The organism is Spirochaetae bacterium HGW-Spirochaetae-1 (assembly GCA_002839375.1).
Lineage (GTDB): Bacteria > Spirochaetota > UBA4802 > UBA4802 > UBA5550 > PGXY01.
In genome coordinates this window covers 44363-57174 of sequence record PGXY01000005.1, presented here as the reverse complement: position 1 = coordinate 57174, position 12812 = coordinate 44363, and the positions used below count along the sequence as shown (strand labels likewise).

Annotated in this window: 11 protein-coding genes; 5 read left to right on the top strand and 6 right to left on the bottom strand. The window is 47.8% G+C overall.

The annotated features are described in order from the left end of the window. Positions 1-339 precede the first annotated feature (339 nt). Positions 340-1923 (top strand): hypothetical protein, encoded by a 1584-nt coding sequence (locus tag CVV44_10585; protein PKL38329.1) that lies wholly within the window; start codon positions 340-342, stop codon positions 1921-1923. 172 nt (positions 1924-2095) lie between these two features. On the opposite strand, the gene CVV44_10580 is transcribed toward CVV44_10585, so the two are convergent. The 3 genes from CVV44_10580 to CVV44_10570 all read right to left on the bottom strand — a co-directional run bounded on the left by CVV44_10580 (position 2096) and on the right by CVV44_10570 (position 4796). Beyond that, a complete protein-coding gene (locus CVV44_10580) occupies positions 2096-2542 on the bottom strand; it encodes a DUF523 domain-containing protein (protein ID PKL38328.1) in 447 nt (148 codons plus the stop codon). Between the two features lie 130 nt (positions 2543-2672). Beyond that, complete coding sequence (locus CVV44_10575; GenBank protein PKL38327.1) at positions 2673-3857, bottom strand: 23S rRNA (uracil(1939)-C(5))-methyltransferase RlmD; 1185 nt, start codon at positions 3855-3857, stop codon at positions 2673-2675. A 603-nt stretch (positions 3858-4460) separates the two neighbouring features. Further along, positions 4461-4796 (bottom strand): hypothetical protein, encoded by a 336-nt coding sequence (locus tag CVV44_10570; GenBank protein ID PKL38326.1) that lies wholly within the window; start codon positions 4794-4796, stop codon positions 4461-4463. Positions 4797-5177: 381 nt separating this feature from the next. On the opposite strand from CVV44_10570, the gene CVV44_10565 reads away from it, so the two are divergent. Then, complete coding sequence (locus CVV44_10565) at positions 5178-5300, top strand: hypothetical protein (GenBank protein PKL38325.1); 123 nt, start codon at positions 5178-5180, stop codon at positions 5298-5300. A gap of 153 nt (positions 5301-5453) precedes the next feature. Here CVV44_10565 and CVV44_10560 read toward each other — a convergent pair whose 3' ends face one another. Together CVV44_10560 and CVV44_10555 are read right to left on the bottom strand one after the other, a co-directional pair. Then, positions 5454-6002, bottom strand: coding sequence for a hypothetical protein (locus CVV44_10560; GenBank protein ID PKL38324.1), 549 nt, complete (start codon positions 6000-6002; stop codon positions 5454-5456). A gap of 17 nt (positions 6003-6019) precedes the next feature. Beyond that, on the bottom strand, positions 6020-6691 hold the full coding sequence (locus CVV44_10555) for a hypothetical protein (protein PKL38323.1): 672 nt from the start codon (positions 6689-6691) through the stop codon (positions 6020-6022). 106 nt (positions 6692-6797) lie between these two features. On the opposite strand from CVV44_10555, the gene CVV44_10550 reads away from it, so the two are divergent. Then, positions 6798-8126 carry a serine dehydratase subunit alpha family protein gene (locus CVV44_10550; protein PKL38322.1) on the top strand — a complete coding sequence of 443 codons (1329 nt, stop codon included), beginning with the start codon at positions 6798-6800 and terminating at the stop codon, positions 8124-8126. Between the two features lie 199 nt (positions 8127-8325). Beyond that, positions 8326-10116, top strand: a complete 1791-nt coding sequence (locus CVV44_10545) for a long-chain fatty acid--CoA ligase (GenBank protein PKL38321.1) — start codon at positions 8326-8328, stop codon at positions 10114-10116. Positions 10117-10184: 68 nt separating this feature from the next. Here the strand turns inward: CVV44_10545 and CVV44_10540 are convergent, their stop codons facing one another. Then, positions 10185-10367 (bottom strand): hypothetical protein, encoded by a 183-nt coding sequence (locus CVV44_10540; protein PKL38320.1) that lies wholly within the window; start codon positions 10365-10367, stop codon positions 10185-10187. A 240-nt stretch (positions 10368-10607) separates the two neighbouring features. Here CVV44_10540 and CVV44_10535 point away from each other — a divergent pair, with 240 nt between their 5' ends. Next, a complete protein-coding gene (locus tag CVV44_10535; protein PKL38319.1) occupies positions 10608-12092 on the top strand; it encodes a hypothetical protein in 1485 nt (494 codons plus the stop codon). The last annotated feature ends 720 nt before the right edge of the window (positions 12093-12812 follow it).

Sequence of the window (12812 nt, the reverse complement as noted above, 5' to 3'; positions counted from 1 at the left end):
CCCGGTAAGAATTTAAAAAGCCCTGCCTGCCCTGAATTTCCTGCCAGTAGCTGGTCTCTGGCGGTGAAATTTGCTTTGCATTAAATCCAGACTGCAATTATAGTATTTTATTTGACAAATAAACACTAATATAATATATGAACAAAGTAAAATATGCAGGAAATGTATATATTGTCGCAATCATTATTTTGTGACCGATGGACCCCTTATCAGCTTCGCTAATGCGATGAGATGAATTGCCATGATGGTCGGACGCTATTTATGTCCGCTTACCTTCAGACTTGTTGAGGCGGAAATTCCTGAATAACAAAATTAGCTTAGAATATTTAGAGGTAAACAATGAAAAACAGATTCAAGGTTTCAGCTGTAGTATTATTTTTGGCAATGTTATTTTTTGTTTCATGCGAAGTTGATTCAGGCCCGGGAGACGACGCAGATTTATCAGCTCCAACACCCGGTACGGATATTACATTCACTAATATTGCATCTGACTCGGTTACGGTTAGCTGGGGAATTGCGACAGATGACAGCACCGCGCAGGATGAATTGAGCTATAAGCTTGTAATGGCTGCAACTGCGGAAGAGATAGATACTATTGATGAAGCTGATGCATTATCAGGAGATGCGTTAATTTTAGACTGGGCGGTAAATACTATTACCGATGATGTAACAGGTTTGAATGACAATACATCATATTATTTTGCGATTCTGGTTAAGGATAATAGCGGTAACGCGTCAATTTATTCTCCTCAAACGGTAAAAACCATGGATGCAACCGCACCGACACCCGGTGCTGAGATAGATTTCAACAATATTACGGCAAACTCGATTACAGTTACATGGTGGCCGGCAGAAGATGAGAGCACCGCGCAAGATGAATTGAGTTATAAGCTTGTAATGGCAGCTACTTCGCAAGAGATAGATACTATTGATGAAGCTGATGCAATATCAGGAGACGCATTAATTTTAGACTGGGCGGTAAATACCATTTCCTGTGATGTAACGGGACTTACAGACGGCATGAATTATTATTTCGCTGTACTCGTTCAGGATAGCAATGGCAACAAGTCGATTTATTCCCCTACAATGGTCAGTACGCCGGATATAACAGTGCCGGCATCGGGTGATGAAATATCATTCGAAGATATTACATCAAATTCAGTAGCAGTCGGTTGGGGTTACGCTGCTGACAATAGCACTTTGCAGAATCAACTGAGTTACAAGCTTGTGATGGCGGCAACTGCCGAGGAAATAGATACAATTGCCGAAGCAGATGCTGTAACCGGGACCAGTCTTGTCATGGACTGGACTGTAAATTGTAATTCATATGTTGTAAATGAGCTTGCTGAAAGTACCTCATATTATTTCGCTGTTCTCGTTCAGGATAGCAGCGGCAACAAATCATTGTATGCCCCGCAAATAGTAACAACTCTTAGTATTTATGCAGGAACATGGATTTATGATGAAGATTTTACTGATGAATATCGTAAACAGACATTAATAATTACCGGGGATCAAATTACGTTTATCAAAGAATGGCGTTCTATTGACGGTGTTGTTAGTGAAAAAGAAGAATGGATAATGGAGCTTTCATCAGGTGGTGAATATAACGGTGGCATGCTGATGGATCTATCTACTGTTTCCGCTTATATGACTTTATATACGAATAGTCTGGTAGAAGAATGTAATTCTTATGGTGACTGTGTTGATGGTGCTGAAATTACTACCTGGGTGGTTAATGTGCGTAAAAATATTACTTCATATGTGAATGATAACTGGTATGATATCATCAAAGTTGAGAATGATATTTTATATATGGGCGATGGTAATTGCAATAAATGGAGCAATGATTCGTTACTGGGATCGACTGCAGCCCGCAGATATACATCATATGATATTACAAGAGGCTTTACAAAAGAATAGTTTTAAATGATTGCACAGTGGCAGTAATCGCTTTGTAGTCACCTGGAAAAATAAAAATTTTTGGATATTGCATCGTGGTTCCTTAAATAAAGTTCAAGGTTCAAAAAAATTCCGGTCAGGATTATTGAACCTTGAACCTTGAACTTTGGACCGTCATTCCTCGGCCGTCACTTCAGGGAACCAGATCCTCTTCGGACATGACTTCAATGCCGTTTTCCCGCAGGAGCCGCGTTGCCAGTCCCGCACCTTCAATACGCTTTCCCGTAAATGTCCCGTCATAAATTCTCGTTGAACCGCACGAAGGCGAGCCGTTTTTCAGGATGGCGCACCGGGTCCCGGTAAGGCCGGCGATGCGCAGGGTCTCTTCCGCTCCCCGCATGAACTGTTCCGTGACGTCATCACCCTTCCGGTTCACCACGAAGCCGCCCCTGATCTCGGCCGGTTCCCGGGGTATGGGAAGTCCGCCCAGCTGTTCAGGGCACACGGGGATGAAGGGCCGGTCCTTCACGTATTCCAGGACGCGGCGGTTCGTGTTGCTGTCGCCATTGTACTTGCACCGCACGCCCAGAAGACAGGCGCTCACCAGAATCGGCGCATTGTTAGTACTATTTTCCTCCATTATAATTTTTATCCATAAATTTTATTTAATTTTCTATTGAAGAGTCATAATCGCTCACTCTAGCTCTCTGTGCCCCCGTGTCTCCGTGGCATGTTTTTTTTTGTTTCCTTCTCGATCTTCCTGTGAATTCTTATTGTTTCCTCTTCAGTACCGCCAGGGTCTCTACGTGGGGCGTCTGGGGAAACATGTCCCAGGCCCGGAAGGACTCTAACCGGTAATTCTCCAGGATGAGCAGGTCGTCCCTGAAGGTGGCGGGGTTGCACGACATGTAGATAATCTTTTCCGTGTTCATCTCGTTCACGGCCTTTGTCACTTTCGGGTGCATTCCCGAACGCGGCGGGTCCATGATGAGGGTGTCGTACGCGCCCTGGTGCTCTTTCAGGAAGGGGCGCGTGTCGGCGCAGATGAATTCCACGTTGGATATGCCGTTCAGCTCACGGTTTATACCGGCGTTATCAACGGACTCGCTTATCATTTCAATGCCCGTGACATGTTCGGCCTGGCCTGCGACAAAAAGCGAAATGGTCCCCACACCGGAATAGAGGTCCAGGACCCGGCCTTCGGTCTCCTTTTTTATCTCGCGGTACATTTCCAGGGCCACGGCGGAATTCGACTGGAAAAACGAATTGGGCGTTATGCGGAACCGAACTCCGTCGAAATCTTCCTCAATGAAGCCGCCCTTCAGGGTTTCCGTGATCTCGCCGAAGCTCAGGTCCGCGAGACCCCCCTGGGTAATGATGGAGAGGGAGTCCGTATCGTCAATGACGGCCTCTATGAGCCCGTCGAGGGTCCGGCGGTCGTCATTCTGGGCCACGACCAGGCCGGCCATAACCTGCCCCGTGAACCGGGCCTGGCGGATCACCGCATAACGCAGGAACCCTTTGTGGGAGAGATAGTTGTATCCCTCGATGTTCCGTGCCAGGGGAGCTATTTTTTTATACAGGTCACGGGAATTCTCCTGCATGATCTCGCAGGAATCAATGTCCACCACGGACTTGTAATTGCCAGGCTCCCGCAGGCCTACCTTCCCGAAGGCCGTCACCATGTCCATGCGGTTCCGATAATCGTAGGGTTCGCCGGGACTCACCTTGTCTATGACCGCCAGTCCCTCGAGGAGATTGTTGATGTATTCTTTTTTCAGCAGGAGCTGGTTCCCGTAGGGGATGTCCTGGAACATGCATCCGCCGCAGAGCCCGAAATGGGCGCAGCGCGGCGTGGTTCCGTCGCAGCGGTATTTATCGGCCAGCTCTCTGAATACTTTCTTTTTTTTCTTTTTCATTATTGCACGATGCCTCAAATAATAGTGCCGGGACATATTTTACAGGAAAATCAAAGAGCACCACAGGGACACGGGGGCACAGGGTTTTAAAAAGGTGAAGTAGTCCTCCCGATCCAATTGCTGCTTCATGCAATAGTAAATCAGGTTCTCCGTATCTCGGCAGGTTTGTCGCAAATTGGTTTTACCGGCTTAAAACAAAATGGAGGGAAACAGGCAAATCAGTAAAGCACAAAATTCATTCCCTGCGGGGCTTGCGGCGGTAGCAGATTAATTTTATAGGTAAAAAATACTATTAATTTTTCACAGGGAATATATAGGATGTCACCTGTCAATAGATCAGGAGGTATTTCATGAAGAAAACAAAGCAAATCTACGATGAAGTATACCGATTACCTTGATCCATATATTTAGATACAGGGGAATCTCTGTCGCCGGTATACTATAAAAAATTTAAAAAAACCTTGCCTGTCCGGTACTTTCTGCTAAAATATTCAGCAGGGAATCAACACCGGCCTGAAGTGTTTAAAAATATTTCAGGCCGGCACAAAAATATCAGAGCCGGATGAAAGGCCCGCTGATCCTGTACGCCAGTTGCATCAGGCTCAATGCAGTAAAACAGGCTGATACAGAATATTATTGTCAGCCATCTGAACTGACTGTATTATCAGGCTTTCGCTTAACCTCAAAAAAGCCGTTTGTAATACCATAAGCGCCAGGATTTTGAACATCTCCTTCAAAGGTTCCCTTTATTACGCCTCCGACATTTCCGTATTCAGTTATAGTAAAGGTGAAATCATCAAGATTACTATTATCATAGTATATAGTGCCATCATTCTCATAATTAAAGCATCTATTAGTTTCCTCTTCATTGTAGGTGCCTGCCACCGGGGTAGTTGTTTTAAATCTCAGATATAATGTTATGCCGGTATCGTCAGCATCACTTGCGGCAATAAAGGTATCTCCGTCATCCCGCATACATCCTTCAGCAACCCCTGACGGGTCATCATACCCGCCTGTAAGTGTATACAGTGTCCCGTCTAAAGTAAATTCTATCTTGTAGTCAGAATTGTCACTGCTGCCTGAATTGCATCCTGAAAACAGAAATGGTGAACATAGAACTACCACAAGTATTAAAATTGATTTTATTTGGTTCATATCACAACTCCCGGGATTATATATAAAATTATACTAATAAATTTAAAACATATTAATAGAGTATAGTCAAATTGTTTTTTTGGATGATACAATTTGTTCCTGGGATTCCTGCCAGGAAAAAAAGGATGAGCGCCATGAACTCATAGATGCCCATGGTTTTTATTATACCATAGGGCGCTATGAATGCGAAAGTTGTGATGGATGCTTCTTGATTCACAGAAGGGCATTTTTTTGCGAAAAAGGCGTAGTATTGAGGTGGAAAGTGTCTTTGGAAATATAAAGCGGAATATGAATTTTAAAAGATTCAATCTGAGGGGAATTTAAAAAATAAATGGTGAATTCGGTCTTATAAGCATGGTCCATAATTTAAAGAAGCTGTATAATTTGCTGATAGGGGCTAGCTCAAACCTATTGCGCCAATTGCTTGTCGTGGCTTAGATTTTAGATAGCCCCAAGGGAAGGATGGTTTAAAAATATTCACTTCTCCCTGATGCCGTATTTGAAGCGGCAATAATTCTCGCCGGTGCGCCACCGCTGGTCAAGGTCCAGCCGGATATCGGGATTGTATCCCTTAAGGATGGCGAAGTCCACATGGGTGCAGTAGTGCCGGGCGCACTCTTCCAGGCCCCAGTCTTTGGCGGCCTTGTCGAAGGAGCAGTTCCCCACACAGGCCACCAGAGATCCGTCTTCTATCGACACCTTTGCCGGGAAGTTGCCGCCGTCCACGTCGGTATAAATGAGCCAGTTTTTGAAGGAGAGGGGCTTTCCCAGTCCCTTTACTACTCCGGCAATGCGGCGGCCCCTTTCGAGTCCGAACTCCTCCACCGCGTTTTTAATCAGCTCTTCTCCCTTCTCAGGCCCCATGGCTTTGAGAATGTGTTTGCACATGACTGAAAAAAGTTGGGCCGCCAGACCGAACCCGGGAGTGTGGTGCCTGCTTCCGATGCGTTTCCGGTGAAACAGCACATCCTTCAGATACCATATGCTGAGGCCCTTTTTTCTTTCCCTTTCAAGATCGTTTTTCATCTCATTTCCTCCATCCTTTAACTGGATTTATCTATTGAATTAAGAAGCAACTCTGTATACGCGTCGAGGTATTCATTGACGTCAAGGCTTGACTGGTTTTTAAAGAGATAGTTGAAAAGCACACGCAGCTGAAGGTTTATGAGCCGCGCAGTGGCGGGCAGGCTGCCGATGCGGATGGAGGAGCGGAAATGCCCAAGGAAGCGGATAATGAGTTCGTCCTCCTTCTTTTCCCATTCCTCATCAAGGCCGGCGGCGCGTTCGTCAACGTGTATGAAGCGTTCCAGTTCGCTGTTGAGCTTGCCGTGACGTTTATTGATGGAATAGAGGCCGGGTATGAGAATTTTCACCGCCTCCGCAAGACTCTGGTCCTTCTCAAGAAGCTTTGCCAGGGCGGAATCCGCGTACCGGTACACCAGGTCTGAATGCCGGTCCAGGATGATGAGGAATATCTCCCATTTGTCCCTGAAATGGGAATACAGGCTTCCTATGGAGACTCCCGCCTCCCTGGCGATCATATTAGTGGTGGTGGCCTCAAAACCGTGATGGGCGAAAAGCTCTTCCGCAGTGACTATGATTTTTTCCCTGGTAGCGATGGACCGTTCCTGAACCGGCTTCTTTTTCCTTTCTTCCATCATAACTATTTCTCCTTTACTGACTGGGTATGGATAACTCCGCATATTTCTCTCCATTTAACGGGCTATGGCAGAAAAGTCAATAAAAAAAGAAACTGAGCTCGAATTCTATTATGTTCTTGACAGGTTTTTCCCTTATGTATCCATAGGGTAGAGGTAATTTATGACATACAGTATCAAGGACATCCTGCGTTTTGAAGTAGCTCCTGCTCTGGGCTGTACTGAACCCAGCGCTGTTGCCCTCTGCGCTGCGGCCGCGGCGAGTCTTCTGAAGGAAAAGGACGGCCTTCAGTCATTGGAGATACTTGTAGACCCGAACATTTTTAAAAACGGGATGGCAGTGGCAATTCCGGGATGCAACGGATTGTGCGGAATCGATATGGCGGCCCTTCTGGGAGCCATAGGGGGCGATCCATACAGAAAGCTGGAAGTGCTGGAGCCGGTGAGCGGAGAACATATCCGGAAGGCGGAAGTTCTCAGAAACCGGAGGGCAGTCAGCGTTGAGGTGAGGCCCGCGACTGGTAAACTCTACATCCGGGCGCGTATCCGTACTTCGAATGAAGAGGCCGAAGCAGTCATTGAGAACCTTCATGACCGTATTACTTTCCTTAAGCTCGACGGCTCTCTCCTCCCGGACCACAAACTCCTTTGCATAGGGAGTGAAAGCAGCGCGAACCCTGAAAAAATCGAGGAATGGCTGCGCACGCTCACCCTGGAAGGACTCGTGTCCCTTTTGCAGGAACTGGATGAAGAGGACGAGGCTTTTCTTATGGAAGGAGTGCGTTTCAACACACGCCTGGCGGAACACGGCCTTGCTTTTGCTTCCGGAATGGGCGTGGGAGCCGCCTTTGAGCGTCTGGTGTGCGAGGGTCTTTTGAAAAAGGACATGGTCCTTGCCGCACGGATTCTCACATCAGGTGCTTCGGACGCCCGCATGGGGGGAGTGAAACTTCCTGCCATGAGTTCCGCAGGAAGCGGCAATCACGGTCTCACGGCAATTCTTCCAATCTGGGCCGTAAAGTCCTTCATAGAGGTTGAGGACGGGGACCGCGTCATGAAGGCCATTGCTCTGAGCCACCTGGTCACTGCCTATATAAAGGCCCATACGGGCCGCCTCTCCGCCCTGTGCGGCTGTTCGGTGGCTGCGGGGGCCGGAGCAACCGCCGGGATCACTTATCTCATGGGCGGCTCGGTGCGCCATATGGCCTCGGCCATTAAAAACCTGGTGAGCGACCTAGCCGGCGTCATATGCGACGGCGCCAAAGCGGCCTGTTCCCTGAAGCTGGCGACGGCGGCGGGTACGGCTGTGCAGTCTGCTCTCTTCTCTCTTCACGGTGTGGGAGTGCAGCCCACTGACGGCATTATCGCCCTTACTCCCGAGGGGACTATGAAGAACATTGGAACCATAAGTACGGAAGGAATGATCGAGATGGACCGCACTGTTCTGAAGATCATGCTGGAAAAGCAGTTTGACGGCTATGTGCACGGGTGAAGTAAATCCGCATAAACATTCCCCGGGAAAGTCTTTTCTGTTGTCTGCGGTGTATGTGCTGAAGCAACTCCGGGAGTGAATAAAAAGGAATAAAAAGGCAGAGATACGGTTTTTTATGGGTTGACGAAAAAGCAAGGTATTTCAAATTTAACTAAATATAAAAACTCTTTTATGAAAAACTTGTCAGTCGGAGGTAATTATGTATAAATATCACAAACCGGATAATCTTGTGGATCTCTTTGAAGATGCTGTCAGGAAATGGCCGGAGAACAATCTTTTCGGAAAAATCAATAAAGCCGGCGCCATCGACTGGCTGACATATAGCCAGATCGGCGAGAGAGTCGACAACTTCAGGTCTGGGCTTGCCCAGCTTGGTGTCACTAAAAATGACGCTGTGGGCATTATTGCCGATAACCGTCCCGAATGGGCCGTTGGTGCTTTTGCCGCCTATGGCCTGGGTGCGACATATATTCTTATGTATGAAGCGGAATTGCAGTCGACCTGGAAATATATTATCGGCGACAGCGCGGTGAAAGTGCTCATCGTTGCGAATAAAAAAATTCATGATATGGTTAAGGACTTTACGGCGGAAATCCCCTCATTGCGACACATTATTGTAATCGACAGCGACGAGGATAACAGCATGGCCGCGCTGGAGAAAGCCGGAAAAGAAAAACCCGTGGCGTCCATAAAGCCCGATCCCTATGATGTGGCGGCCCTTGTCTATACATCCGGTACGACCGGTGAGCCCAAGGGTGTTGAGCTCACCCACGGAAATTTTACCAGCAACGCACGCGGAGGATTTCTTCTTTATCCCGATCAGGGACGTGAGGACGCGAGGAGCGTGTCAATACTGCCCTGGGCCCATTCTTTCGGACAGACGGCGGAGCTCTATAATTTTTTTCAATTCGGCGGATCGATCGTGTTCATGCGGTCGGTGAAAACTCTTGGTGAAGATATCGCCATCAGCAAGCCCACGGTTATCGTCGCCGTGCCCCGCGTATTCAATAAGATATATGACGGGCTCTGGGCTCGAATGAATGAAACCGGAGGCCTGCCGAAAAAATTGTTCGTCATGGGTGTTGATAGCGCCAGGAAAAAACGGCTGCTCGCGAAAGATGGTAAATCCAGCCTCATAACCAATATTGCATTTTACATTGCCAATAAAATCGTGTTCAGTAAAATCCGCCGGGGCTTCGGCGGAAGACTCGAGGGGGCCATGACCGCCAGCGCGACCATGAATCCCGAGATATCCAATTTCTTCTTCGATATCGGCATTCCCGTTTACGACTGCTACGGCCTGAGCGAAACCTCGCCGGGCGTCACGATGAGCTGCCCATCGGCCTATCGTATCGGCAGCGTCGGCCGCGCCATGGAGGATGTGCGCGTGGTCATTGATACGAGCAAGGGAGATCCGGTGATCGGTGACGGAGAGATTGTTGTCTATGGGCCTAACGTTATGAAGTGTTATCATAACAAGCCCGAGGCTACGAAGGCTGTCATGACCGACGACGGCGGATTCTGTACCGGCGACAGGGGCCGGATTGACGAGGACGGGTACCTGCACATCACCGGGCGTATCAAGGAACAGTACAAGCTGGAGAACGGCAAATATGTCTTTCCCGCGTCGCTGGAAGAGGATATCCGCCTGATCCCCGTAGTGGCCAACGCAATGATCTACGGGGAGGGAAGGGAATACAATACGTGCATAGTGGTTCCCGATTTCGTCGTCCTGGAAAAATATGCCAGGGAAAAAAATATCTCTACGGACCCCGATGAACTGGTATCGAATGCCGAAATCCAGAAAATGATCATCGATGAAATCAAAGCGTTGCTGCAGAAGAAATACGGCGGATATGAAATTCCCAGGAAATTCAGTTTTATCAGCGAAGACTTCACCCTTGAGAACGGCATGCTCACACAGACCATGAAACTGAAGCGAAGAGTCGTGATGGACAAGTACCGGGAACAAATAGAAGCCATGTATTGATCGATTCAGTGCGCGTTTCCTGAGAGGAGATATTCCTGCGGGCCAGGGCGGCGGGAGTATCTCCGAAATTACTGTTCCAGCCTGTTCATGTAAACCGGACAGAGTACAGCCCTGCAGCGCGTGATCTCCCTGTGCATGAATTTTCCACGACTCGTCAAATTTAAAAACCCTTGCCTGTCCGGAACTTTCTGCTGATAATTTGACCTGTTGGGTATCAGGAACGGATTCCGATAACCCGCGTTGTGTTTCATGGACTGGTTTCCGGCGGCGCAATTTCCTGAATATCTAAACGGCAATGCGCAGGGGTACGCCCGATATCATTGCTTCGCACTTTTGCGGCATGCAAGCCGAGACGCTTAAAAAGAGCAAAATAGATATTGACTAAATCGTCGACTTTTATCTATCATGCATTAAGCTGTTCCATGACAGGGCACACCGGGCGTCGCTGAAATGTCACCCCGTTGAATTATGGAAATGAAATCTTTTTATTGATGGGTAAGGTGATCTGTATGATGAAAAAAGGTATGATATCTGCATTAATTCTCCTGGCGCTTGTAATTGCAATGGCATGCGATGTATCTGCTCCGTCAGATAGCGGTACATCAACGGATGATCCCGGCGGCAGCAATACGATAAGTTACGGCGAAGATGATGTTCTCTATGTGAGTGTTGCGGGAAGCGATTCGTACACCGGGACACAATCAAAACCCTTTAAGACCATTCAATTCGCCGTGAATATCGCTGCTTCGCACAATTTCAGTGAAATACATGTGTCGCAGGGCGTCTATAGCGTGGATGGGGCAGACCGGATCGGCGATCATACTTCCAGCGGAGTTTGCATCAAAAAAGATGTCTCTCTTTACGGCGGATATTCAACCTCCTGGAGTATGAGAAATCCTGCGGTCTATACCACGACGATAAGGGACGCCACCACCGTAGACTCCGGTTCTTTTTCCTATCCTAACAGGGTGATATATCTGGGTCCGAATATAACCTCGTCTGCCTGTATAGACGGTTTCACCATAAGAGGCGGAGCCGGTGAATATAACTCGGGAATTTTCATGGACGGCGCTTCCGCCACCATTACGAACAATGTTATTTACGGCGGCAGCAGCACAGGCTCGGAGAATTATGGTATAACGACATGGGAGGGCTCGCCGGTTATCGAGAATAATGATATCCATGGCGGGGACGGCCCTGTGTATACCAGGGGGATCAATACCCATTACACAAGCGCCCGGATAATCGGCAATCATATTCACGGGGGAGGAGGCACTACCGCTGCCTATGGAATTGATGAGTATTACTCTGCATCTTTGATAATGAATAATATCATAGATGAATTTTCCACGGACGGTGTAATATACGGAATCACTCTCACGGGATCGGCGACGTATATCGTCAATAATGTAATAAAAACGAGCGGTTTCGATGCGATGAAGACTTGTGGTATCGCAAACCAGACATCGCAGGTCGATAACATCACCTGCTATATCTATAATAACTCGATAGACGGCGGTGACGGGGACCTGGGGGCTTCCGGGATCACCTTAACCGAAGGTCATGTGTATATTAACAATAACATAATATTTCTTACCGGCGGTTCCGCTATGAACAGTTTCGGGATATGTGAGGAATTCTCCGACAGCGATCCGCTTTCCGTTGACAATAACGCGGTCTATAATTGCGCAACGGCTCTGTACCGGGATGATGATTATATTTTTTATGATGCGTATATGACCTCGGTTGCAGGCGGGAATTTTGTCAATGCCGATGGCGGCCCCATGATACGTCCCACGGGGCACGGGAATTTGAATGTGAACCCCTATGTAAATGTATCTACACTTGCATGCACCTCTTCAACGCCCCTGTCCGTAAAACAGGGAGGAAAAAATCTGTCTGCACTGTTTACTACGGATATTAATGGAAACACGCGGACCGTTCCCTGGTCTATTGGCGCGTTTGAATCGGATTGAGTTTTATTGTATAACCCTCACAGGGGTTATCATCTTTATGGCTTGAGTTTAACCGGGTTCCCCGGTCGGGGAGTGAGTCCCGAGGCGTCCGGGACTGGAACGCGAGGAGGGAGTTGCGCCGCCCCCTCCTCGACCTCCCCGGGCCGGCTCACGGCATCCGTGCCTACGCCGGCACTTCCAACATCCTGTTGGTCGCGCTCGCTCAAACGCCAGAGCGGCTTGGCAGGTCGAACGTTTTTTTGACATCCTGTCAGCGTTCGACACTTGCTACGTCCTGTAGCGTCGCTCATGCGCCGCTGGGACTTATCATCGGATTGTGAGAATTATTAGCTTACATCTGATTAATTAATAGAATGGGATATGGTGAACCACTGTGCAGTATGAACCAATGATAACACTGCGGATGGCACCTCCTGTGCCGTCCTCGCACACGCGTGACGTCCTGTCACGCTTCATTATGGGAGATTCAGGACCGGAATCCTTTTAAACATTGAACTTTAATCGTTAAACCGCTACTTCCTCCGATTCTCTGAGCCGGAATGCATCCCCTATACAAAAACTACTATATTCCGGTATTCCTGAAATACTTCGTTGAACAGCGAACACGCGGAGCTCACTTTGTTTTAAAATGAATCGGACGTTATGCGAAAAATTTTTCTCAACTTTCTGTAAAAACTTGACAAATGTACCTTATATTAGTACTGTAAACAGTACTAATAT

Bases quoted from the DNA above. Each gene is read 5' to 3' on its own strand.
- CVV44_10585 (PKL38329.1), top strand. From the start codon at position 340: ATGAAAAACAGATTCAAGGTTTCAGCTGTAGTATTATTTTTGGCAATG.
- CVV44_10580 (PKL38328.1), bottom strand. From the start codon at position 2,542: ATGGAGGAAAATAGTACTAACAATGCGCCGATTCTGGTGAGCGCCTGT.
- CVV44_10575 (PKL38327.1), bottom strand. From the start codon at position 3,857: ATGTCCCGGCACTATTATTTGAGGCATCGTGCAATAATGAAAAAGAAA.
- CVV44_10570 (PKL38326.1), bottom strand. From the start codon at position 4,796: ATGCGGGATGACGGAGATACCTTTATTGCCGCAAGTGATGCTGACGAT.
- CVV44_10565 (PKL38325.1), top strand. From the start codon at position 5,178: ATGCTTCTTGATTCACAGAAGGGCATTTTTTTGCGAAAAAGGCGTAGT.
- CVV44_10560 (PKL38324.1), bottom strand. From the start codon at position 6,002: ATGAAAAACGATCTTGAAAGGGAAAGAAAAAAGGGCCTCAGCATATGG.
- CVV44_10555 (PKL38323.1), bottom strand. From the start codon at position 6,691: ATGGAGAGAAATATGCGGAGTTATCCATACCCAGTCAGTAAAGGAGAA.
- CVV44_10550 (PKL38322.1), top strand. From the start codon at position 6,798: ATGACATACAGTATCAAGGACATCCTGCGTTTTGAAGTAGCTCCTGCT.
- CVV44_10545 (PKL38321.1), top strand. From the start codon at position 8,326: ATGTATAAATATCACAAACCGGATAATCTTGTGGATCTCTTTGAAGAT.
- CVV44_10540 (PKL38320.1), bottom strand. From the start codon at position 10,367: ATGAAACACAACGCGGGTTATCGGAATCCGTTCCTGATACCCAACAGG.
- CVV44_10535 (PKL38319.1), top strand. From the start codon at position 10,608: ATGGGTAAGGTGATCTGTATGATGAAAAAAGGTATGATATCTGCATTA.